The sequence below is a fragment of the Pyrobaculum sp. genome (genome assembly GCF_049971835.1).
GTDB lineage: Archaea > Thermoproteota > Thermoprotei > Thermoproteales > Thermoproteaceae > Pyrobaculum.
This window is the reverse complement of the sequence record NZ_JBMFKV010000011.1, coordinates 1-22,335: the sequence shown is the minus strand read 5'-3', so window position 1 is coordinate 22,335 and position 22,335 is coordinate 1. Positions and strand designations below refer to the sequence as shown.

25 protein-coding genes are annotated in these 22,335 nt (G+C 55.7%); 14 read left to right on the top strand and 11 right to left on the bottom strand.

The genetic code is table 11. From position 1 onward, the window contains the following. The 8 genes from ACP5J3_RS02035 to ACP5J3_RS02000 form a co-directional block, all read left to right on the top strand. Window positions 1-761 (top strand): hypothetical protein (locus tag ACP5J3_RS02035; protein WP_428494134.1); only part of this gene is annotated, 761 nt, incomplete at its 5' end. A 34-nt stretch (window positions 762-795) separates the two neighbouring features. Then, window positions 796-1,245, top strand: coding sequence for a hypothetical protein (locus tag ACP5J3_RS02030; RefSeq protein WP_428494133.1), 450 nt, complete (start codon window positions 796-798; stop codon window positions 1,243-1,245). Further along, a complete protein-coding gene (locus ACP5J3_RS02025) occupies window positions 1,242-2,348 on the top strand; it encodes a hypothetical protein (RefSeq protein WP_428494132.1) in 1,107 nt (368 codons plus the stop codon). The genes ACP5J3_RS02030 and ACP5J3_RS02025 overlap by 4 nt, the downstream gene beginning before the upstream one ends. A 2-nt stretch (window positions 2,349-2,350) precedes the next feature. Next, the gene (locus tag ACP5J3_RS02020; RefSeq protein WP_428494131.1) at window positions 2,351-3,136 is read left to right on the top strand and encodes a hypothetical protein; all 786 of its coding nucleotides are present in this window, start codon (window positions 2,351-2,353) and stop codon (window positions 3,134-3,136) included. Then, window positions 3,133-6,219 carry a hypothetical protein gene (locus ACP5J3_RS02015; RefSeq protein WP_428494130.1) on the top strand — a complete coding sequence of 1,029 codons (3,087 nt, stop codon included), beginning with the start codon at window positions 3,133-3,135 and terminating at the stop codon, window positions 6,217-6,219. The genes ACP5J3_RS02020 and ACP5J3_RS02015 overlap by 4 nt, the downstream gene beginning before the upstream one ends. Continuing rightward, a complete protein-coding gene (locus ACP5J3_RS02010) occupies window positions 6,216-6,713 on the top strand; it encodes a hypothetical protein (protein ID WP_428494129.1) in 498 nt (165 codons plus the stop codon). Before ACP5J3_RS02015 ends, ACP5J3_RS02010 begins: the two co-directional genes overlap by 4 nt. Before the next feature lie 83 nt (window positions 6,714-6,796). After that, window positions 6,797-7,060 (top strand): hypothetical protein, encoded by a 264-nt coding sequence (locus ACP5J3_RS02005; protein ID WP_428494128.1) that lies wholly within the window; start codon window positions 6,797-6,799, stop codon window positions 7,058-7,060. After that, window positions 7,057-7,359 carry a hypothetical protein gene (locus ACP5J3_RS02000; RefSeq protein ID WP_428494127.1) on the top strand — a complete coding sequence of 101 codons (303 nt, stop codon included), beginning with the start codon at window positions 7,057-7,059 and terminating at the stop codon, window positions 7,357-7,359. The genes ACP5J3_RS02005 and ACP5J3_RS02000 overlap by 4 nt, the downstream gene beginning before the upstream one ends. Here the strand turns inward: ACP5J3_RS02000 and ACP5J3_RS01995 are convergent. Next, window positions 7,356-8,510 carry a cystathionine gamma-synthase family protein gene (locus ACP5J3_RS01995; protein ID WP_428494126.1) on the bottom strand — a complete coding sequence of 385 codons (1,155 nt, stop codon included), beginning with the start codon at window positions 8,508-8,510 and terminating at the stop codon, window positions 7,356-7,358. The two genes, ACP5J3_RS02000 and ACP5J3_RS01995, sit on opposite strands and share 4 nt — an antisense overlap. Before the next feature lie 190 nt (window positions 8,511-8,700). Between ACP5J3_RS01995 and ACP5J3_RS01990 the strand changes: the two genes are divergently transcribed. Continuing rightward, entirely contained in the window at window positions 8,701-9,330 is a 630-nt protein-coding gene (locus ACP5J3_RS01990) for a TrkA C-terminal domain-containing protein (protein WP_428494125.1), read from the top strand. Here the strand turns inward: ACP5J3_RS01990 and ACP5J3_RS01985 are convergent. The 3 genes from ACP5J3_RS01985 to ACP5J3_RS01975 form a co-directional block, all read right to left on the bottom strand. Then, a complete protein-coding gene (locus ACP5J3_RS01985) occupies window positions 9,320-10,039 on the bottom strand; it encodes a mechanosensitive ion channel domain-containing protein (RefSeq protein WP_428494124.1) in 720 nt (239 codons plus the stop codon). The two genes, ACP5J3_RS01990 and ACP5J3_RS01985, sit on opposite strands and share 11 nt — an antisense overlap. A gap of 30 nt (window positions 10,040-10,069) precedes the next feature. Beyond that, on the bottom strand, window positions 10,070-12,496 hold the full coding sequence (gene ppsA / locus ACP5J3_RS01980) for a phosphoenolpyruvate synthase (RefSeq protein ID WP_428494123.1): 2,427 nt from the start codon (window positions 12,494-12,496) through the stop codon (window positions 10,070-10,072). A 117-nt stretch (window positions 12,497-12,613) separates the two neighbouring features. Beyond that, window positions 12,614-13,306: a hypothetical protein gene (locus ACP5J3_RS01975; RefSeq protein ID WP_428494122.1), complete on the bottom strand. Its 693-nt coding sequence runs from the start codon at window positions 13,304-13,306 to the stop codon at window positions 12,614-12,616. 84 nt (window positions 13,307-13,390) lie between these two features. Here ACP5J3_RS01975 and ACP5J3_RS01970 point away from each other — a divergent pair, with 84 nt between their 5' ends. Then, window positions 13,391-14,626, top strand: coding sequence for a TIGR04013 family B12-binding domain/radical SAM domain-containing protein (locus ACP5J3_RS01970; RefSeq protein ID WP_428494121.1), 1,236 nt, complete (start codon window positions 13,391-13,393; stop codon window positions 14,624-14,626). On the opposite strand, the gene ACP5J3_RS01965 is transcribed toward ACP5J3_RS01970, so the two are convergent. The 6 genes from ACP5J3_RS01965 to ACP5J3_RS01940 are packed head-to-tail and all read right to left on the bottom strand — an operon-like array spanning window position 14,587 to window position 17,317. Beyond that, the gene (locus ACP5J3_RS01965; protein WP_014288439.1) at window positions 14,587-14,904 is read right to left on the bottom strand and encodes a hypothetical protein; all 318 of its coding nucleotides are present in this window, start codon (window positions 14,902-14,904) and stop codon (window positions 14,587-14,589) included. The two genes, ACP5J3_RS01970 and ACP5J3_RS01965, sit on opposite strands and share 40 nt — an antisense overlap. Continuing rightward, window positions 14,879-15,220, bottom strand: coding sequence for a hypothetical protein (locus ACP5J3_RS01960; RefSeq protein WP_428494120.1), 342 nt, complete (start codon window positions 15,218-15,220; stop codon window positions 14,879-14,881). The genes ACP5J3_RS01965 and ACP5J3_RS01960 overlap by 26 nt, the downstream gene beginning before the upstream one ends. Before the next feature lie 19 nt (window positions 15,221-15,239). Next, window positions 15,240-16,250, bottom strand: a complete 1,011-nt coding sequence (gene kae1, locus ACP5J3_RS01955) for a KEOPS complex N(6)-L-threonylcarbamoyladenine synthase Kae1 (RefSeq protein WP_428494119.1) — start codon at window positions 16,248-16,250, stop codon at window positions 15,240-15,242. After that, window positions 16,251-16,448 carry a 30S ribosomal protein S27ae gene (locus tag ACP5J3_RS01950; RefSeq protein ID WP_014288436.1) on the bottom strand — a complete coding sequence of 66 codons (198 nt, stop codon included), beginning with the start codon at window positions 16,446-16,448 and terminating at the stop codon, window positions 16,251-16,253. A gap of 2 nt (window positions 16,449-16,450) precedes the next feature. Further along, complete coding sequence (locus ACP5J3_RS01945; RefSeq protein WP_428494118.1) at window positions 16,451-16,816, bottom strand: 30S ribosomal protein S24e; 366 nt, start codon at window positions 16,814-16,816, stop codon at window positions 16,451-16,453. A gap of 57 nt (window positions 16,817-16,873) precedes the next feature. Further along, window positions 16,874-17,317 carry a phosphate-starvation-inducible PsiE family protein gene (locus ACP5J3_RS01940; protein ID WP_428494117.1) on the bottom strand — a complete coding sequence of 148 codons (444 nt, stop codon included), beginning with the start codon at window positions 17,315-17,317 and terminating at the stop codon, window positions 16,874-16,876. A 64-nt stretch (window positions 17,318-17,381) separates the two neighbouring features. On the opposite strand from ACP5J3_RS01940, the gene ACP5J3_RS01935 reads away from it, so the two are divergent. Continuing rightward, window positions 17,382-18,821: a B12-binding domain-containing radical SAM protein gene (locus tag ACP5J3_RS01935; protein WP_428494116.1), complete on the top strand. Its 1,440-nt coding sequence runs from the start codon at window positions 17,382-17,384 to the stop codon at window positions 18,819-18,821. Here ACP5J3_RS01935 and ACP5J3_RS01930 read toward each other — a convergent pair. Further along, complete coding sequence (locus tag ACP5J3_RS01930) at window positions 18,801-19,310, bottom strand: lysostaphin resistance A-like protein (protein ID WP_428494115.1); 510 nt, start codon at window positions 19,308-19,310, stop codon at window positions 18,801-18,803. The two genes, ACP5J3_RS01935 and ACP5J3_RS01930, sit on opposite strands and share 21 nt — an antisense overlap. Before the next feature lie 15 nt (window positions 19,311-19,325). Here ACP5J3_RS01930 and ACP5J3_RS01925 point away from each other — a divergent pair, with 15 nt between their 5' ends. Genes ACP5J3_RS01925 through ACP5J3_RS01915 form a run of 3 tightly spaced genes read left to right on the top strand, consistent with a single transcriptional unit; the run spans window position 19,326 to window position 22,205 of the window. Beyond that, window positions 19,326-19,967 (top strand): CorA family divalent cation transporter, encoded by a 642-nt coding sequence (locus tag ACP5J3_RS01925; RefSeq protein WP_428494114.1) that lies wholly within the window; start codon window positions 19,326-19,328, stop codon window positions 19,965-19,967. Window positions 19,968-19,989: 22 nt separating this feature from the next. After that, window positions 19,990-20,859: an ornithine cyclodeaminase family protein gene (locus ACP5J3_RS01920; protein WP_428494113.1), complete on the top strand. Its 870-nt coding sequence runs from the start codon at window positions 19,990-19,992 to the stop codon at window positions 20,857-20,859. After that, window positions 20,850-22,205, top strand: coding sequence for a DEAD/DEAH box helicase family protein (locus ACP5J3_RS01915; protein WP_428494112.1), 1,356 nt, complete (start codon window positions 20,850-20,852; stop codon window positions 22,203-22,205). Before ACP5J3_RS01920 ends, ACP5J3_RS01915 begins: the two co-directional genes overlap by 10 nt. The last annotated feature ends 130 nt before the right edge of the window (window positions 22,206-22,335 follow it).

The following is a 22,335-nucleotide window of genomic DNA, read 5'->3' as shown; positions in this document are numbered from 1 at the left end:
TATCTCAGGTCTGCAGGTATGTGTCTATCGAGCCGCTGAACATAACCCCAATAGAGGGCGGCGTATTGGTGAGGTCAAACATATACTGTTCGTATGATGGACGGATGTGGCTATGGCTGAAGTGGCTTCCCCTTAGGTTCGCCGCGTATGTGGGCGCCGTGGATTTTATAAACGCCACGGGCAACTTTACGACGCCAGTGGGCAACTTCAGCGGTGTAGCGCCAGCTGGCTGGTACCTCCACGTAAGTACCAAGTCGGTGGTTGAGGTGCCTCATGGCAACACGTCGCTCTATGTGGAGTACGACCGGCTGGCTAAGACGCTCGACGAGATAAGAGCCGAACTCGGCAGAGCCCTCGCCAACAGCACTGCGCTGGGGGGTCTCGTGCGGCAATTATCTGAGAGAGTAAGGATGTTAAGTGACGAAAAGGCGAGGCTTGAGGAGCTTCTCAGAAAGAGAGAGCAGGTGATAGCTACGCTAAACGCAAAAATCCAAGCTCAGAACAACGAGATTGAAGACTTGAAGAGGAGGCTGGACGAAGCGCTGGCCAGAAACAACGCGCTTCTGAAGAGGATAGAGGAGCTGAACAGAACACACGCTGTACAGGTACATCAGCTTCAGTCCCAGCTGGCGCAACTCCAGTCGCAACTCAACGCCGCCAGGGAGGAGGGCGGCGGGGGATGGCTGATACCCATACTGTTCATCGCCTTGGCTGGCATCGCTGGCGCCTTCGTATACATCAGGAAGCGGCAGTCTGAATAATAAGGTTTTTCCACGACCCCCACCTTCCCCCTCCATGGAGGATTTCATATCGGCGTCGGTTTTTGTCGCGGGGCTGGCGGCTTTATTCTTATTTGCGGCGCTGGTGGTGGGACCATACCTCCCGTCCGCGTACGTCGAGGTGCCGGCCGAGCCCGGGGACAACGTCCCCACTAGAGAGGTGTATGTATACGCCGTGACTGACAGATACAACAACACGAGGTATTACCTGATGGAATACGTAGGCCCCGACGCCGAGCAGTTTCGCCAAGGCGTTGGCTTTCCCGGCGCGCTCGCCGCCAAGTTCTACGTTTATCCCGGCGGGTATAGATGCGAGCTCTACGGCAGAAAGCCCGTGAGAATCGGCGATCCCTATACGGGGTTCTGGTGCCCGCCGCCTTTCGACGCCAGAGTGGACCCCCGGTGCGTGCCGGTGAACGTCGTCTCCAGGGGGAGGTGGCTAGTGGTGCAGTACAGATGTCCATGAGGGGGCTGACAACGCTTAGAGATATTGTGATGTTCGCCGGGCTGGTGGCCGCGGCCGTCGCGATAATAACGAGTCTGTACCCCGTTAGGGAGGGCCCCTCAGAGGTGCCCGCGTGCTCCGACTGCGCTTTTAAGCTCGTGGGGCCTTACGTGGTCAGGCAGTACGACTCGTACGCCGCCGTGGAGTCAGCAGGGAGACAACTGGCGAGGTACGGCTGGGCGTACTACGGAGGCTACCCCCTGGCTCCGGGTCAAAACGCCACCTGCGGAGGCGTGATGTACTTGTGGGTAGTCAACGGCGTCGTCTACGTATCCTGCGACGGCACGCCTCCAAGACTTGGGCAATTTATCGCAGCCAAGCCGAGGCTGGAGCTGGACACGAGCGCCTTCTGCCAGACCGGTTGCGTCTTCGTGAGCGCCTCTGACGGCTGGGGTCAAATCGCCCTGCCCGTCACCGCCTCGATTTGGGGTTCCTTCTTGGTCATCAAAACTGCGAACACGTGGTTCTGGATCTGTATAGGTATCAAGCCGCCGCCCGAGGGCGGGTACTACGTAGAGGCTGTTTTCCCCGGCAACTCCAGCCTGCCGCCTATGAGCGTCCACAAAACCGTTATCGTTGAGACAAAGGCCGCGATCTCCGGCTCCAATTACATCCTCCTGCAAGGGAGCGATCCGGACGACTACAGACCCACGGCGCTGAAGGTGTTCAACCTCACCGCCTACTGGAGCGCGGGCTCGACAAGGGCGAGGATATACGTCAACCCAGTTTTGTACTTCGACGTAGAGGACAAGGGAGCGCTCCTAGACTACCTGCTCGCCTGGGAGGACTGCCAGCGTTGTGATCCGCCCGACGGCTTTGCTCTGTACTACGACGAGGTGTGGAGGCTGTGGTACGACGGAAGGTGGCATCTAGAGAGGATAAGAGGGTGGTGCTACAACGAGGTGAGCCTGAACGGGACCGTGGTGAAGCCTAGCGGGTACTGCGGCTCGGTCAGCCTTACGTGGAGCGGTAATACCGCCGACATCTATTTCAAGTCCGTAGTCGACGGCGCCATGAACGCGAGGTTTACGGTAAAATACGAAAGGGTGTGTAGAGAGGGCTAGCTATGTGGTCGACGGCCTACGGTCTCATCGCCCTAGCCCTCGTGGCCGCAGTTGTCCTGTATACTGCGCTCCACACCACACAGATGAAGTCGCTGGATGTCGCAGACGATCTCTACGCGGCGAAGAGGGGTGCCATGGACTACTTCTTCACAGACTCTCTCAATGTGTACAAGAGAAACGCGGAAGTTTCGTACTACGTCTTGGTGAACCTGACGACAACCAAGGGGGAGGTCTTCACCGTGGGGGTGCCGGTGGCATATAAACTGCAGGGGGAGGCCAGATACTACATATACACTGCCGTGTTCAACGTCACGAGGTGCACCCTCTACGCGGCCAAGGCCTACGGGGAGCCCGGCGTGCTCTACGAAATAGATGTGAAATACCCCCTCAACCCGGCGCCGTGGTTTGAGGTGTACGCCGTGGCGCCATTGGCGTGGAACTGGACCGACTACCTCTACCAGACGTACCGGCAGAGCAGACCGATTCTATCCGCCGTCGATAGGTGGAATACCGTCAATGTAGCCAACTCATGGCTGTTTGCGCTTGACAAAACTGAGTGGGCCTACGTCACCAACGGCACCTACTCTAGGCTTTACGTGTTGACCACAAGGAGCGCCGTCGGCGTCGTCGTAGTGGACTACCCCACTACCGTCTTCCTCGGTTGTAAGAACCTTACCTCCTACCTCTCCATACCGCGGCAGGGTGTGGAGAGAAGAGACGATACGCCAACTCCTCACTGGCCTGCAATAAGAAAGTTTTTTCCAAAGCCTCAAAGGGAGCCGCCATGAGGAGCGCACTCGGACTGCTGGTCATGGCCTTACTTGTGGCTTACCTGGCGCAGGCGCAGAACACCATCGTGGTCGAGAACGTAAACTGTACTAAGTACGCAGACGCCTCGCTGGCCTCGCCCTACGACGTGACAGCCTCCTTCGACATGTCAACTGCGACCATTCTACGTCCGGGGGCTTCTATCGGTGTTAGCTATTCAGGCGATTCGCCGACAGTCACTGTCTGGGGTGTCAGGGCTGTTAACGCCTCCAAAGCGGCGGTTTGGGGAGTGGCCAGTAGTGCTCTATGGGATAGGGACTTGTCGTTTTCCGTAACTGTGGAGTACTACAACCCCGACCAGTTGTGGACCTTCGACAAATACTACTGCAAAGCGAAGCTCTGCTACCTTGGTAGCTGTTGGGTTGAGCACAGCGTCTTCTACGTAAAGATCGGAGAGCCCGGCCGCACATTCCAGACTATAACCTTCACCGTGCCGCGTGATCGCGCCTCCTACAGCTCCCAGACGACGTTTAGAGCTAATAAACTGCCGAATCTCCCCCAGTACGAGTGGGTGCCGAATGTGGGTCCGGTGGAGGTGAGGGGGTACTGCGCCGATTTGCCCACCGCGAACACATGGCCGTCGTGTAACAGATACGAGCCGAGCAAAAACGTGGTGAAGACCGGCTCCGCCCCCACCCTCTGGAAGGCGCTTAAGGTAGACGGATACAGCCCGGGATCCGTGGTAAGGTACGGAGGGGCCAACGCCACCGTGCCTAACCCCTGGTACTACACCGACTGGCACGACAACGAACTGTACCCGAGAATCGGCGTGTCCACAGATGCAGATCCGGTCTTAACGAGGTTAAACGATGTTAGCAACAAGCCCTTCGATTCGAAGATAGCAATAGCCGGCTTCGTATCTCCAGTGAGCTGGGGGACTCTGAGCCTGTATACTCCGAAGCCTGTCCCGCTCTACGTCTCCAGAGTCGTAATGACAAGTGAATTGAGAGATGCATGTCCTGGTGCTCCGGGTTGCTTTCTGATTGACATGGTGGGCAACTCGACGTGGGTGGGAGACAGGTGGGTCTGGAAAGACACATTGGCGAGCATAGCCCAGAGAACCGGCGTGAGCCTGACCCCCTACCTCATCGTAAACGTGGCTGATTCCTTCTTCGCCTCTCGCGATATGGAGCTCGACGCGCCGCTGGGTAGCGCCTACGGGCTCTCCGTTGCGGTTACCTGGCTTATGAGGACGGGTAGCAAAAGCACTTGGATAGGGAGCGGCGTCACGAGGCTGAGGGCCGTGGACGGCGCGGGCAACCTCTTGTCGAGAGTATACGAGGAGGCTGGCGCCGAGGGGAAGCTCGCCTATGAAAGCGACGGTCTTGCTACAGCTGGCTGGATAAGGGGGCCTAGGTTTACGAGCGTGAGCTTCGGAATAGACGGTAGCCACAGCACGTTGCAGACGGCATGGTTCTCGCCTCCCAATCCGTGCGAGCAGGAAAACACGTTATTCCACTGCGTGTATTCGCAACACGTATTTACTAAAGTAAACGGGACGTGGGTAGGCTACGCCAAGGTCGGCCCCCAGGGCGGCGTTCAGCTCTCCATAGGCAAACTGAAGCTGGTGGACTGGATGGTGTCCAGCGACACCCTCATTAGGGGTCGCGAAGCGTTCTTCGACTTCATGTCTGCGGCGGTGGGAGACCCCTACATACTCTTCCACCACTACTACAACCTCCAGTGCTGGGCCTTCAACCCGAGCACCGGAGACTTCGACATCGGGAGTCCATGCCCTGTGCCCGGCCCCCACTCCGTCTCCCTCCTAAGCGAGGTGTACGGAGTTTCGCAGTACAAAAACACTACAGATCCCGACGGCGGACTGTTGTACCAGCAGACGGCCTCAGGAGTCAGCTGGAAGTTCTACAACTATGCATTTGAGAAGTACGGGGGCGGGTGGGAGCATCCCGCGGGCTGGACCGACGCCCTGCCTCTGGGCGTGCCGTCGATGGCGTCCAACTCGACGAGCCCGTGGTACGTCTTCATAGTCCCGGCCACCGCCTGCGACGGGGCGGTCTGCACTGCGTCGAACCTCAACGTGCGGCTGTGGGGACCTGCGCCGGGCCCGACGGCGGACGCCGCACTGCCGGGGGCGGGCTACGCCTTCTTGATTGTCTACATCGGCAACGAGACCGAGACAGACCTGAAGATATACGTAGAGAAGGGTATCTTAGTGGACAGCGCCATGGGGGCTAAAAAGGCGAATTGGGATCTCCTCGTCCAAATCCCCAAGAGGAAGTGGAGGCCCCTCGATGCGGTCTACGTGGGGTACGGCTGGTATAGGGACTACACGGCTCTTGACGCATGCCAGTCGCTGGCATTGGGCAAAGTCGGCTACTACGCGGCGCCGACAGACTGGGTGGGACCCGTGCAACTGAAGCTCGTCGACTCCCGCGGCGCCACCCACTTCGCCTTCTTCGTCCTGCCGCCGCAGTCCGCCTCGTTGAGGATAGAGGGCAGAACCGAGACCCCGAATCGCACCAACACCTGGCAGACTCTGATCACGGCGTATTTGTACGTAAACGGCGTGCCCTACTACCACGGTTTCACGCCATTCGGCGAGGGGGGTAGGCAGTACGAGAGGAAGTGCGTCGTGACTACAGTCAGCAACGCCAAGTCGTTTCTAAAGGCCAGCGACTCGGTTTCGCAACTCGCGGCGACCGGGGACTTCTGGGGCGCTGTAGATATGTTTGCAAGGGTGAGGCTTAGAGACGTGTTCGTGGAGCCGAGGTTTGAGCTACTCAACGCAACGACAGGAGATGTGTTAATTACGGCAGACGGGCCTGTCGTTGGCTACGCCATTTACCTCCTAAGAGGCGGATCTTGGAGCTTGGTGGAGGTGTTATATGGGCCGCGAGTTGTTGTAAAAGCCCCCTACATATGGCCGTGGGATCCTGCGCTGGTTGTACCTATAATCCGCTTCAGCTACGTAATAAAAGACGGCGGCGAGGCCGTGGTGTACCGGCCGAGGCCAGCTCTGCTGTTTAAGTGGTGGGCCGAGGGGGGATTTGCGCCCTACGGCACGCCCTCTAGGTGGCCATGAACACGCTGACAAAACTCTTAATAATAACGGGTTTTGTCATAGCTACCGCCGCTGTAGTGTTGGCATCGCTAGGCGCTATCTACAATCTACACCCAGAGCTCTACGCCTTGGCTAAGTCCATAGCCGCCGGTAGAGACTTTCACATAGACAATCCAGTAAACGTTGAAGTTTTCCAAGTCGCATACTCCTACACAAGGCGCGGCGCTGTGCTCGTCGGGGGTAGCGGCAATGCCACGCCTGCGTTGTACGCGGTGGCGTTTGGAAACTCCTGTCCACCTATCGACGGACTGCTCGGCCGTTTATATACCACTAGAAACAACACGGTAGTCGTAGATCGTTGCGCCTACATACTGCCCACACTAGAGGATAATGAAATTATTCACTACTTCCCCACATGTAAATCAGGCACAGACTTCAGGCCAGAGGCTATTACCACCATCTTCACCTACAGAGGAAATATCTTCAAGGCTACGCTATACGTAATAAGGTGCTAAGGTTTTATCCCGCCCCCCTCCTCCCCTTACGCCTCTACCTTATTAAAATGCAAAGTTTTTCTCCCTAAGCCTCTACCTTGTTCATGAGGCTGGACTTGGCTCTAATACCTGTGATTCTGGGGCTCGCCGTGGTGATTCTATCGGCTTTGAAACCTGTCGAGGTAAAGAGGCTTGATCTCTCAGCCGTGTTTCTCTACTGGCCAGAGGCGTATAGATACGCAGAGAGAGGAGATCTCACGGCGATATACAGAATAGCGCCTTTAGTCATATGTAACGGAGATCTGCAGCGGGCGCCTCCGGGCCTCTCGTACAGAGTGCAGTCAATCGTCTGCAGATTTAAGCCATGATAGAGGACGTCGTGCAGATCGCCGGAGTCTCCGCACTCGCCGTAGCGGCGCTTCTGCTGTTCTATACCGCCACGAGCCACGTCTCCACGCCAAGCGTCTGCCACGCCGCGAGGCTAGCGCTGGAAAATCCAGGTTCGCAACTCGTGGTTTACGGAAGGTTCTCAACATGGAGCGACGGGCGCTATGTATATCTCTCATGTGGGCTGGCGGTTGAAAAAGACAGAGTTTTAGCCATAGAAAAAAATAATGGGGTAATCTCAGTAGGGACCACTCTGGAGGGAAAACTCTACATACGTTAAAGATTTTTTAAAGCCCTGTCGAGATCTTCGATTAAGTCCTCGGGCTCTTCTAGACCTATAGATAGCCTAATTAAATCCTCGGTAATCCCAAGGATTTTCTTCTCCTCGTCTGGGATGGGCGAGGCCGCGCTGGCTATGGGGTACGTCGCTATGCTCTCAACCCCGCCGAGGCTGGGCCCCGGCGTTATTAACCTAAGCGCTTTGAAAAACTTAACAACCGCATCTCTCCCGCCTCTTAACCTAAAGGAAACCACCGCGCCGAACTTGTCGCCGAAGAGCCTCTTCGCGACGGAGTGGTGGGGGTGGCTCGGGAGACCCGGATAAATAACCTCAGACACTTTGCCGTGTCCCTCTAGGAATTGGGCAACCTCCATAGCCGTTTTGCACTGACGCTCAAATCGCACAAACAGCGTTTTAACCCCCCTGAGAGTTAAATAGGCCTCAAACGGTTGCATAATGCTTCCGAGCATCGCCCTCCAAATCCACAACTCTTCAAGCAAATCGTGGCGCGACACTACAGCAACGCCGCCTACCACGTCGTTGTGTCCCCCGATGTATTTAGTAGTGGAGTGCACCACAATGTCGGCGCCGTATGAGATGGGGGTTGTGAGCACCGGAGTCGCGAAGGTGTTGTCCACCACCACTACCGCGCCTAGATCCTTCGCCGCCTTTATGATCTCCGGCCCGTCCAACACCTTTAGTAGAGGGTTTGTAATAGTTTCGAAAAAGACCAGCGTGGGCTTTACAGCTTTTAAAGCCTCTATATAGTCATCTGTGTCTGGATAGGTTTTTCGAAGCTTCACGCCGTATTTCCCCAGAGCGTCTAAAAGCCTTAGGGTTGCTCCATAGGCCTCCATAGTAGTAAGTATGGAGGCGTCCGCAGATAGCAAGGAAAGAAATACTGCGGAGAGCGCCGCCATGCCACTGTTAAATGCGAGAGAATCCACACCGTTTTCAAGTTTGGCAATTATCTCTTCAAGAGGTCTAAGAGTAGGATTCTCCTCGCGGCTGTACTTAAGATCGAACCCACGGTCAGACTTCAGAGCCTCCCCCTCCATTCTGAAAAGCGCAGTTACGTAGATAGGAGGTTGCAACGCGCCGTGGGGGTCCGAGTATTTATACCCCCTCACGGCTAGGGTGGCCCTCCGCATTTGACACGCCGAGCAATACCTATATAAATTTTCCTCAACCTATAAAAAAAGTGACAAATAATATATAGTTAATAGAATCCAAAAAAGATAAAAGATAATATAGATATTCTTAATATCCTCATATACATTTCAATATAATTAACAAGATTTAGGCGCGTTTTATTTATAAATACGCGAACTATGCTACGTTGTGGCAAGGGAAGCGTTAGTACTTGACAGCAACGACGACCTCGCCGCCCAACTCGCTACAATCCTAACGGAGAATGGATACGTGGTGAGGATACTGACGACGAGAGAACGCGCCAAGACATTTGAAAAGATACCAGTCTACATCCACACAATTCTTGAAAATTATGAACGGGTAGTGAAGGAACTAGACTTTTCACATATAGAAATTGCTGTCTTCGCCTCTCCAAATGATATGCTAAACCTCAGCTTGGCAAAACTAGCCAGATCTCACGGAGTCCCCATCGTCATAATTACGGCTAGGTCAAACCAAGTTATCCAACAAGCAGATGAGGCAGGTGTGTTAACCATTATTCCGCACCACTGCGTCCTCTCCCGCCTATTGAGAATTCTAAATCTCAAGTTTACAAAACTCATCCCCATCAGAGGAGAGATCTCTATGCTGGAGATGTTGGTAACGTCAGATTCAAAAATCCTCGGCCGAACAATAGGCGACTTAGAAGACGACACGGGAAGTAAAATCACGGTAATCAGAGGAGACGAATTGATCACAGCAAGAGAGGCGGAAATACAAGAGGGCGACTACCTAATAGCGGTGGGGTACCACGCCGAGTTGCAGAGAATCACAGAGTAAGACGTTGGTCACGTGAGATTTCGGCGTATACCCTATCTAGAAGCGCATATCTCAACTCGTCTTCTTGACGGGGATCCTTTAAAACACCTCTAACGACGACGACGACTCCCCTCATACCTATCTTCTCCACGTCGACGCTGAGCCTCTCAAGTCCGTAATCCTTAGCCACCTGGTTCACCAACTCCTTAACTCTTCTCAAGTCTTGTCCATGGGGCACGAAGAGCCTTATTCTCACCTCATGGCCTTCAGGTGTTTTAACTCTCCTAAAGGGTATCCGCAATAGAGAGGTGTAGGGAATGTAGACGTATTCTCTTCTAGGATCTCTAATTACTATAAATGCGTCCTCCAGCGCAGTGATGTAGCCACGCATGTTGCCAAACTCCAGGTAGTCACCTACATGCAGATCCAAGATGCGTGTGATAAACAGCCCTGTGAGGTACTCCGAGAGGATCCTCCAGGTGCCGAGCAACATTATCCCCACTGACACGATGAAAATGGCGAAGACTAGGTAAAAGAGGTGGTGGAGCTGGGCCTGGGGAGAAACAATGGCGAAAAACAGGGAGACGGAGAAGAGAAGTGCCACCAGCTCCAGTATGTAAATCTGCTCTCTGTACATCACCCGGAAGAAAAACCGCCTAATTAGGTAGTATACCAGGGAGAAGGAAACGACGGCGCCGACTACGCCCGCCGCTACCGCGAAGAGATCCATGTATGTATAAAAACAACGCCCTTATAAAATTCAGTACTTAACCCCTCCAAACACCTTCTTTAAAATTTCGTAAAACTCAGCCCCCTCATCAACCTTGTACAAGGCTCTGTAGATTGCGTCCAGCCTCTCCCTCAGCACCTTCAACTCCACAGACGCAACGTGGATCCTAGTCTGCAACACCGCGTCTGGGTTAACAGATATGCTGTCGATACCAGCGCGGACGAGAAACTCCACAAGCTGTGGGTAGACAGAGGGCCCCTGGCCGCATATAGACACGGTGCGGCCCATCTTATGAGCCCTCCTAATAATTTCATAGATAGCCTTCAGCACAGGCGCCTCCCTCTCGTCGAAGTACTTGGGGTTTATCCTCACAAGAAAGTTGTTGTCCCTGTCGACACCGAGGACGAGCTGCGTCAAGTCGTTAGACCCTATGGAGAAGCCGTCGAAATATTCGGCGAACTCCTCCACCATTAAGGCGATTGAGGGCACCTCCGACATAGCCCATACTTTAAAGTCGCGGTCGCGGTAGAGGCCCTCCTCCTCCAGCAATTTAGCGAACCTCTCCGCCTCCCACACAGTCCTCACAAACGGCGCCATTACCCACACGTTGTTTAGCCCCATCTCCTCCCTAGCCATCTTCACAGCTCTGAGCTCTAGGCGGAAAGCCTTCTCGTACTGCGGCGAGATGTAGCGCGACACCCCCCTCCAGCCCAACATGGGGTTGCGCTCCTCTGGCTCAAACTTCTCGCCCCCCTCCAGCCCCCTGTATTCACTAGTCTTAAAGTCGCTAAACCTCACCACCACAGGCCTCGGATAAATCGCCGAGGCCACTTTCGCAATACCCTCCGCCATCTTAGTTACAAACTTTTGCTCTTGCCCAATAGACAGCAGATACAGCGGGTGCTGGCCAATCCAGCTCGATATTACAAACTCAATGCGCATCAGCCCGATCCCGTCAAAGGGCAGATCCTTATATTCATCGATCTTGTCAGGCTCGCCTAGGTTCATATACACCTTGGTGCCTGTAGGCACGGCGCGGTAGATGTGGAGAATTATCTCCCTCGGCGCCGCCGCGGCCTCTACAGCCTTAGCTCCCTCTTTTTTCACCACGGCGCCTAGCATCACCACGCCCTTGCTTCCATCCACTGTATACACCACGTCGTCTTTTAATACAGACGTAGCGTTTCCAGTACCCACCACGGCGGGTATGCCCAGCTCCCTACTTACAATCGCCGCGTGAGACGTCCTACCGCCTTCGTCCGTAACTATGGCCGAGGCTATGCGCATGTAGGGCACCCAGTCGGGATCGGTCATCTTAGTCACCAAGATGTCGCCCTTCTTCAACTTCCTCTTAGCGTCTTCCAGAGTTAGGCAAACCTTCGCCGCGCCTACCGCAACGCCCGGGCTGGCGGGTATACCCCTAACCACCACAGTCCCCGTCGCGGCCTCCTCCGCCTTGGCTGGTTGCTCAGCCCTGCGGCTCCACACAGTCTCAGGCCTTGCCTGTAGTATAAAGAGGTTGCGGGGGAACTTCAAATCGGCGTCTACCGCGAATTCGATATCTACAGGATGGCCGTAATGTTGCTCAAGCTTCAGCGCCATCTTAGCAAGCTCCACAACCTCCTCATCTGTGAGAGCTTGCTTATTCGCATCCTCATGCGGAACCTCCACCTCCTTTACGAGACCTGCATCGTCTCTAACAACAGCTATCTTTTTCGTGGAGATCCTCTTATCTATAATCTTCAGCGTCGCCTTATCCACTATGTACTCATCGGGAGTAACCAGTCCTCTGACTACCCCCTCACCCAGGCCCCAGCTCGCCTCAATTACGATCTTTGACTTATCGCCAGAGGTGGGATCGAGGGTAAATATCACGCCCGCGGATCTGGCATTTACTAACTTCTGTACCACCACAGCCATGAGGCTCTTCTCGTGGGGAACCCCCATCCTCTCGCGGTAGTAAATAGCCCTGGCGGTGTATAAAGAACCCCATACCTTCTTCACATAGGTAATCACGTTTTCAGACCCCCTTACATTGAGGTATGTATCTTGTTGCCCGGCAAACGACGCCTCTGGTATATCTTCGGCAGTCGCTGAGCTCCGCACGGCCACGGCCACATCGGGCAACCCGACCATTTCCCCCAGCCTTCTATAGGCCTCTATCAACTCTCCCTCCAGCTCGGGCGGAAGGGGCGCGCTATCAATTAAACTCCTTATCACGGAACTTGCCTTTTCATATTCTTCAGGCTCCCCCTTTGTGATATACTCTCTTAATACCTCCCTAATCTTATCCCTTAAGCCAGTGCTCTGGAGAAAGTAAGAAAAAGCCTCCGTGGTAACGACGAAGCCAGGTGGAACCTGCACCACCCGCGCAATCTCCCCGAGGTTGGCCCCTTTACCCCCGGCGAGGACGATGTCCCCCTTGCTAAGTTCACTAAGCCACTTGATGAACCGCATGGAATTGAGTATACTAAGGTTATATAAGTATAACCAGCTATATAGCTCTATAGACCCTCATTATAATAATAAAATATGTACATATAAGAGAGACATGCATTAGTTGCATAAACTCAGCTATATAATCTTAATTCTAAGATTAGTAACGGCAATATACTTCCTATATATAGAACGGAACACTGCCCTTGACCTAGGAGGTCTGGCGGCGCTTAAAACTCTGGTCAGCCTCCTCCCACAGTATATACACCTCTTTGCCGAGCCGCTGTACATTAAATAATCCACGCCGCAGTGGATACACCTCCCCACCTCTGGGAGGTGGCCGATGGGGGCCACCCCCACCTCGACCCACCCTCCGGTGAGCACTACCCCGTCGACAAACGGGGCGAATATCCGCACACGCTCGTACTCAGTCGCCACCAAGACGTCGAAAGGCTTCTTATAGCGCTCCGCCAACTCCCTCACCTTATTGACAACATCCTCAACACTCCTCCCCTCGAGAACTACGAACCTAGCTCCCTCTCTGTACTCATCTCGGGAGAAGCTCAACTCCTCCAACACGCCGTCTGCCCCGCCTGCATACGCCGCATCTACGCCATCCTCGCCCAGCTCCATACTTACGTACACCCTGGCTCCAGTTAGCTTCGCAAATCTCACAGTGGTGGCAATAGACATAAGCCTAGCCACGCCTGGGTCGCAGTCTCCAAAGGGCTCCCCGAGAGCCACGGGCACGCCGTCTATAGGAGATGTGGAGCACATCCAAGAACCCGCAAAAACAGCCATGGGGGGTCCCCTTACGTAGGCCAACTTCATAAGATGGCGTAAAGCCACTAATTAAAGCAATGTCTCGCCAGCTGGCGGCGAGTAAGGCATATATCTCAGTAGTGTGCCAACCACGTGATTATCCTAGCTAGGATTTTCGACGGCCCCAACAACGGGCTGGCCTATGCCCTCGCCCCCGTCGAGGAACGGTACAAGGTGGTTACGACAAAGAACCCCTACGAAGACGCCATAGCGCTGAGCAACAAGGGGAAGAGGGTGTTGGTGCTCTACAGCCTATCAACACCCATCTTTGTAGATGTGTGGCGGGAGATCGCGTCGGTGGCAAGGCGGTTTCCGGTGGTTGCGGGAGGCCCCCACGCCATGGGCGATCCGCTGACCCTACTAAGGCTTGGGGTGAAGTACGTAGTGGTGGGCGACGGAGAGGCGGCCCTGCCCGCCATATTGGAGAGAGAGGAGGGGCACAGCGACGAGACGCCGCCCAACGTCTTGACGATGGAAGACGGGGTGCTTCGGGCGGGGAAGCGGGTATTCGTGGAGCTGACCCATAGGACGTACAGCAAAGCGCTGGGGGCATACCCGCCGATTGAGATAGCAAGGTCTTGTGGGTATAGATGCGCCTTCTGCCAGACGTGGATGCACGGCCCCGTTAGGTACAGGCCGCTGGAAAACGTGGCGCAGATGGTCAAGACGTACGTCGGGGTGGGGCGCAGAGAGATTAGGTTTATAGCACCGGTCGGCTTCCTCTACCAATCAAGCGACGGAAAGACACCCAACGTCGATGCTCTCGTCGCATTGCTGAAGACAGTGAGGGAGGCCGGGGGGTTGCCCTACCTCGGCACCTTCCCCTCTGAGACGAGGCCTGAGACTGTTACACGAGATGTTCTTTCGGCCTTAAGGGGCCTCCTCGCCAACAGGAGACTCTCCTTTGGGTTGCAGACAGCCTCCGAGAGGCTGTTGCGGCTTACTAAAAGAGGACACGACGTGTCTGTGGTGGAGGAGGCGGTGGCAACGGCGCGTGCCTTCGGCTTCACGCCGGTCGTAGACGTAATAGCTGGTCTGCCCGGCGAAGAAGAGGAGGACGTTGTTGCCACCGTCAGGGAGATGGAGAAGCTGATAGCCATAGGGGCGATGATACGGGTGCACTACTACGTACCACTACCGGGAACCCCTCTGTGGCTACAAGAACCGCGCCCACCTCACAGACTCTACCAGGAATTTGTAAAGAGGTGGAGGAAGAAGGTTGAGGGGTACTGGGAGGAGCAGATGGCGCTAGGCAGGAGAATACTAGAGACTTACCGAGAGATTGGGAGCTACCTCTCGCGCACCACGCCCAGCTCCACGGCTAGCTGAAGATACCACATAGCCAACCGCCTAGCCAGAAGCCACACAGCTACCTCCCGCGGCGCGCCCACGACCTCCTCAGCGACGCCGACCTGTATCTTATCGACGACCCCCCGGGCGAGTTGCTCCACCACCTCCTCAGCCGACCTGCCGGACATCGCCGAAATTTTTGCAAACGTCTCGGACGTGGGAAAGACCTTGTCTACCCACTCCCCCAGGCCTAGTTCCTCAAGCCGTCTAAAATATGCTCTTACCAACTCGTCAATATTGTTGATACTGGTAGCCATACTCCTCGTAGTAACGCCTAAGCGCCTCCTCCCTCCTCCTCTCCCTCAGCTCCGCCAGCCCCGTATCTATCAGCTTGGCGCCGATCAGCCCTATAGCCAGCAACAAAACAGCCCTAACCACATTTACGCTCACCACGTACGGATCAGGCACGCCGGAGATCTTAGCAGTCATCGTCTGGCCCAGAATGGGAGCTGTGATGTTCAGCGTGGCCCTGGGCACCCCGGCGAAGTAAAGCACTGCGGCGTTTACCACAGCAAAGGCAACAAGCGCCAAGCCGACCACCAGGAACGCCAAGGCGGACGCGTAGAGCTTCATGCCAGCCCCGTCAAGGCACCTATTTATCTGTGACGTCTCTACAAAGGTCGTAGAACCAAGGCACCTCCACCGCATCCAGCCGCCACCTCTGCCTCACAAAACTCCGCTCCGGAGTTGTATACACGCCGCCTCTATACGCATAGTAGCCCGTCAGAGCAATCATAGCCCCGTTGTCGCCGGCGTATTCGTCAGGTACGATTCTCACATCGACGCCGTAATCCCTCCCAATGTGGAAAAGCACATCTCTCAACCTCCTACTCCGCGCCACGCCCCCCGCCACCACCAAATGCCGCTTCTTGGTAAAGGCAATCGCCCTCTCAGTGACTTCAGCCAGCATGTAATACGCCGCCTCCACAAGCGACTTACACACCACAGGCAGAGGCGCCCCCTCCTTAACCAGCTTCAAGGCGTAGGTCGTCAGCCCGGCGTAGGAGAGGTCCTGACCCACAATAGGCATCGGGAAGGGGACCACGCCCCCCGCCTCCTCGGCGCATTTCTCCACAGCCGGGACACCGGGGAACCCGAGGCCGACCTCCCGCGCGAACATGTCAATAGCGTTCCCAATCGCCACGTCAAGAGTCTCCCCAAACACCCTGTAACGCCCCTCAGAGAAGCCTGCGATCACCGTGTGCCCCCCAGAAATCAATAACACAAGCGGGTCACAGGTGGAGGTGGCAAACCGAGCCACCTCTATGTGGGCAACCCCGTGGTGAACAGGGACAATCGGCACCCCCAGCTTTATCGCCAAAGCCCTCGCCAACACCGCGCCTATCCTCAACGCGGGCCCCAGCCCAGGCCCAGCGGCGTAGGCCACAACTCCAATATCCGACAGCCTTACGCCGTAGGTATCGAGTAGTTGCTTGAGGAGCTGGGGGGCAACCCGCGAATGGTGCTCCGCCGCCTCCCTTGGGTGTATGCCGGCGCCGTGCGGAGGGACGTAGGTCCTCCCAACCTGGCCGACAATCCTACCCTCCTTAACTAGCCCAAGGCTGAAGGTGTGTGCCGTGGACTCGACGCCGAGTACAAGCACCTACCTCTGGAACTGGGTGTAGCCGCACTTCCCGCAGTGCCACCTAGGCACAGGCTCCTTGTGGAAAGCCATAACAGAGCCGCACTTGGGGCACAGCTTGTTCTTAAATCTAAACACCCCCTTCTGTAAATCGAGCTCGTACCACGTGGCGGCGCGGGGGAGCTTCTTCTCGCTCTTCGCCGGGGCCTTCTTAGACATGGCTACTTCCTCCTCTTCCTCTTCTTCTCCCTACGCTCATTCCTCCTCTTCCGAGCCTCCTCCACCAACTTCTTGCCCTCCTCGCCGAGGTTCCTAGCCAGTATGTAAAGCGGCTCAATAACCCTTGCCAGCTTAGAGTCGTTGTATACGTGGATCTCAGCCACAGACTTACCCACCCCGTACTGGGTCTTAATTTTTCTAACAAAAACATTAGAGACGTCAACCCCCAGTTGCTTCGACACCCACTCCCTCACGCTTTGACGCATAGGGGTGGACACATTTAGGTGAGCCGCCTCTACCAAGAGCTCCCGCCTGCCGAGTAGCTTATTCTCCCTTATATTAACAATGCTGAAAGACTCCGAAGACACGAGGTCCCGGAAGGGGGGCTTTAAAAATTTTGCCTCTAAACGTTGGATCACTGGGACTTATCGAGCTCTTCTACGCCTCTCAGCGGGCAACGCTCTTCTCTGCAGATAGTCGACTATACCCACTACAAACGTGGCGCCCACCAGAGCCCCCGCTTTATCAATGGAAAATTCCTTATTCACAGGCGCTAGGTAAATAAATAACTCTCTAGCCAATGCGACGAGGGCCACGTCAATGATTTTATACACAACAATACGTTTCTGTTCGATATAAGTAATGAATGTATCTATTAATTCTACAAATACAACAACTAAAAAGACGTCTGATAACACGTTGTATATAGAAATTGCTAAAAGGTCAGGCGGTTTACTAATATTTTGGAATAAGTTATAAACTCTGCTAAACGCAATGTAGAGAGATAAAGCTAAAAGAAACGACGTCAACAAGAGGATTAGTAAATAAACTAAATATTCACCTCTACGTAGAGCTTCTACGACATTCACGCCGCCGATGGGGGGACTACTTAATATATTTTTAGTCATATATACTCCAGGTGGCGTCTTTGACATGCGGAGAGTGGCATATAGGAAAAATGCGGTGAAGGTAGCTTTGCTGTATCCATCCACATACGCCGTGGCTATGTCATCCGCCGTCTTCCATATGCTGTACTTCAAGCTACAAGACGCGGGTTTTTATGTGGAGAGATTTACTGCAGACAGGGGGCCGAGGGGCGTGGAGGACGGCACTCCGCTTAAGGAGTTTGACTACGTAGTGGCCACAGTCCACTACGAGCTTGACTATATCAACATCGTCAAGATGTTTCTAAAAGCCGGCATACCCACGCGGGCGTCTCTCCGCGGCAAGCCGAGGCTTGTTTTGGGAGGCCCTCCGGTTACTGCAAATCCAGAGCCCATGGCGGAGTTCGCCGATGCCGTAGTGCTGGGAGAGCTGGAGCCTAACTGGGAGTTGCTGGTGGAATACATGGCCACTGGAGAGGAGGTGGAGGGGCTCTACTACCCACGTAGAGGCGCGTACCCCGTGGAGATACGCCACGCCGGCGACTTGACGTGGCTTGACTACAGACGCATACCTGAGCCCGAGGCCGCCTTCAGCATCTCAGTAGAGCTGGCCCGTGGTTGCCTGTATTCATGTCTGTTCTGTATGGAGAGCTACATCTCAAAGCCCTACAGGCCCAGGGACTGGGAGGCAGTGCTGAGGGAGGCCGCCGAGCTGTACGGAAAATACGGCGTGAGGCCGGCGCTGATTTCGCTAACCGCAAACGCCCACACGCACTTCAAGGATCTGCTCCGCGAGGCGGTGAAGAGGGGCATCCCCCTCTCACTCCCCTCTCTCCGGGCTGAGCTTCTAGACGACGAGTCTCTCGAGCTCATCGCCGAGGTCGGCCAAAGGACAGTTACCATCGCGCCGGAGACAAGCGAGCGGCTTAGGAAGGCGCTGGGGAAAGACATCGGCGACGAAGACGTGTTGAGAGTGGCGAGAAAAGCCGCCGAGCTCGGCCTCAAGATAAAGCTCTACATGATGGTGGGCGTGCCTTGCGAGAGAGAAGACGACATAGAGGCGGCCCGGAGGCTCGTGGCGGAGGTGAAGAAGACTGGGGCCACCCTCTACCTCAGCGTCAACCCCCTCGTCCCGAAGCCCCAGACCCCCCTCCAGTACCACCCAATGGCCTCTCTGGACTATCTAAAGAGAGCTATTGAGGAGATGAGGAGGGCTCCCCACGACCAGTTCTCCTACTATGATCCTCTGCTGGCCGTCGCGCAGGCGGCAATCGCGCTTGGCGGTAGAGAGGCGGCTCGGCTCATAGAGGGGGCGGCCTTGTCTAACTCGCATAGAGTTTACTGGAGGAGGTTGCTCCGCGCCGGCGAGCTGGACTACGTATTCAAGCCGAGGGTGGAGCCGTTGCCCTGGAGCCACGTACGTGGGTTCTACGCGCCGAGTCAGCTGAGGAAGATGTACGAGGCTTTTCTAGAAGCTACGTGTAGCTAGGAGAATCCACAGGGCGTTGTTAAAGGCGTGTAGGGCCACCGAGGCCGCGTACCCGCCGCCCCGGTACATAAGGGAGAGGGCTAGCCCGTATAGCGACGCCAAGAGGGGGTTCGCTGGGTGTAACATTCCAAAGATCACAACGGCGAATATCCACGAGAGGGGGCTAGGTAGGGTTGTAAACGGTAGCGCTCTAAAAACAAACTCCTCTGCCAGCGGCGCCAGGACGACAGCCTCCCACCACGGAGGTGTATAGCTCGGAGGCCCGACGAGGGCTAAGTCCAGCAAGAAGGTAGTCCCGTACACCAGGGCCGCCGCGACGACGTACCTAGGCGCCGGCTCTATACGCACCAGCCTCTTGCCGTATATAATCGTTGCAGACAGCACAACCACATAGCCCCAGGGCCTGGGCGTCGCGATCATCAATACAAGAGCCGAGACAAGGCCGGCGATTTTCAGAGGCGAGACGGCGCCCCCATCTTTATAACTCACGGGGTTTTGCAATACATGGCGTATATATATGATGAGGGAGAGCACACGGTGGTGCACATCCCCATAGTCTCCCTTAAAGAGGGAGAGGTGGTTGAAGAGGCTATGGAGTTTGTAGTGGATAAGGGGGGGAGGGTGGTCAAGGGCCCCCTCGCCTCCCTTCAAGAGGCGTACCACAAGGCGCTGGAGAGCCTATCCCACGCCCTGAGCCAGACGGAGACCCTACTAGACGGGCTTGAGTACAAGCTGGAGATGGAGGAGCCTGTGAAACCCGGCGAGCTGTACGCCGCCTCCTACATGGCGCATGCCCTCTACTACTACGCCGCCCTTCTCCACCAGCTGGGAGACGAGCTGTATAGAAGAGGCTTAATCGCCCACCGCCAAGCCAACTACTCGAGGTATCTGAGGAGGAGGGCGCTTATGCTTAGGAGATATGCGAGAGACATAAGACTCCTCCACGCCACCGTGGTTCAGCTTTCGCTAAACGAATCTATGAAGAAGCTGACTTGGCTCGGCACAGTAGCCCTTCCCGCGTTAGTCATAACTAGCTTCTACGGCATGAATCTTGAATGGCTACCGCTGGCTAATCACCCCCTAATTGTATTTGCGATCCTCGCCATCGCCTCTATATCCTTTGCTTATATACTTAACAAAATTTAAAAAGAGAACCTCCTTCATTTCTGTGTTGCTTCTCCCAAATATCGACTTCCTTGTTGATCCTAGGGAGGCAGTTGAGGCGATTAGGGCGGGCTACTTCGCCGAGGTGAAGTTCCTGCCGAGGCAAGCGCTGACTGTAGGCGACACGTGGTTCGCCCCGATGGTTGGATACATGGCGGGCGCTGGGATAGCTGTGAAGATCGTCGGCATATATCCCAAGGCCACCCCCAGAGTTAAGGCTGTGGTTGCCGTATTCGACCCAGAGTCCGGCGCCCCTCTGGCGTTGATAAATGGGACCCAGCTGACGGGGTGGAGGACAGCCGCCGCCAGCGGCGTAGCGGCCAGGGCCCTTGGCGCCGAGCCCAGCACGGTCGGCATTGTGGGGGCGGGTACGCAGGGCGAGTACCACCTACGCATATTCAAGGCGCTGTACCCAGCGGCCCAGTTTAAAATATTCGACGTCGCACATGAAAAAGCCGCCGAGATGGGGAAGAGATACGGCGCAACTTCCACTTCGCTGTCTGACGTGTTAAAGAGCGATTTGTTGATAGTGGCTACCACGTCGACGGTTCCAATAGTCAAAGGCGCCGAGCTTAGGAAAGGCGCTGTGGTTATTTCTATAGGCGCGCCGCGGCCCGTGAGGGAGATAGACGAAGACGTGAAGAAAATGGCCGGATGCATGCTCGTGGACAATCCCCACGCGGCGGAGGAGACAGATGACGTGGGACCCACCTGGGTTTACGTCGGCGACTACTTAAAGGGAGCTAGGTGTAGCTTCGGCGAGGTGCGGGTATACAAATCCGTTGGAAACCCGCTCTTCGACGTCGCGTTCGCCAACTACGTGCTAGAGAAGGCAAAGAAGCTGGGGGTAGGCGTCGAGGTGAGGTGGGACTAGTACTCACTTGGGATAGAGGCACTATACTGCTGGACGGCCACCTACCCAACGAACTCAAGTGTCTCTCCTTTTTAAAATACGATGGAAGGGTTGGGAAGTACAGAGCCCTGGCCGTGTACTACACCCGCGTCATAGCCACTGCAAAATCCATGGGCCTCAGCGTCGAGGACAGGGTGTGGAATCTCCACTGTAGCGAGGTGAAGGCGGCGTCCGAAATAAAGCTTAGGCCCTACCAACATGAGGCCTTGAAGTCTTGGCTCAAGACGAAGAGAGGCGTCGTGGTGATGCCGACTGGGGCCGGCAAGACCCACGTGGCCATAGCCGCCATCGCCGAACTGAGGGAGCCAGCCCTCGTGGTGGTGCCCACGGTGGAGCTTGTGGAGCAGTGGCGGGGGAGGCTGTGGCAGTTCTTCCCGGGACGCGTCGGCGTGTGGTACGGCGAGGAGAAGAGGGAGAGTTGCATAACGGTCATCACATACGACTCTGCGTACGCCGCCGTGGAGACGCTCGGCAATAGGTACAAACTGCTGATTTTCGACGAGGTGCACCACCTCCCCTCCCCCTCCTATAGACAGATAGCGGAGCTGAGCCCGGCGCCGCACCGCCTCGGCCTAACCGCCACGCCGGAGAGAGCCGACGGCCTGCATGTAGATCTGGACTGGCTGGTGGGGCCGGTGGTATACCGCATATCCGCCTCGGACATAAGGGGGGTGTGGACCGCGGACTACGACATCGAGGTGGTTAAGGTAAGCCTAAAAGAGGATGAGAAGAGGCTCTACAGAGAGCTGGAGGGTAAATATCTAAGCTACTTGAGGAAGAAGGGTTTAAAGTTCAAGTCGCCTTCGGATTTCCAGAAGCTTATCTACCTATCCGGCCGTGACCGCGGGGCTAGGGAGGCGCTGGAGGCCTGGCACCGCATGAGGCAGCTCCTATTTGAGACCGAGGCTAAGGTGGATGCCGTGGGCGAGATACTGGCGAGGCACCGCGGCTCGAAGATACTCATATTTACCGAGTACACCTCCCTGGCGAGGGCTGTTTCGGAGCGCTACCTAATCCCCCTAGTGACTCACGACATCTCGCCGCAGGAGAGGGAGCAGGTGATGGCTATGTTTAGGAGAGGCGAGTTGAAGGCCGTGGTGACGGGGAAGGTGCTGGACGAGGGCGTGGATGTCCCCGACGTCGACGTGGTCGTCATCCTCGGGGGGACTTCGAGCACTAGGCAGTTTATCCAGCGGATGGGCAGGGCCCTGAGGCTTAAGCCCCACAAGGCGAAGATATACGAGGTAATCACAGCGAGCACCCGCGAGGTGGACACGGCGCGTAGGCGTAAGAGAGGCGTGTCGTGATTCCGCTAGACTATCTGAGGGTAGTTAGGAGGGGGAGGGAGATAAGGCCTAGGTACCTAGGCGACGAGGCCCTCGCCAGGGAGATCATAGACGCGGCGAGGGCGTCGAAAACCCTTGGAGAATTTAGAAA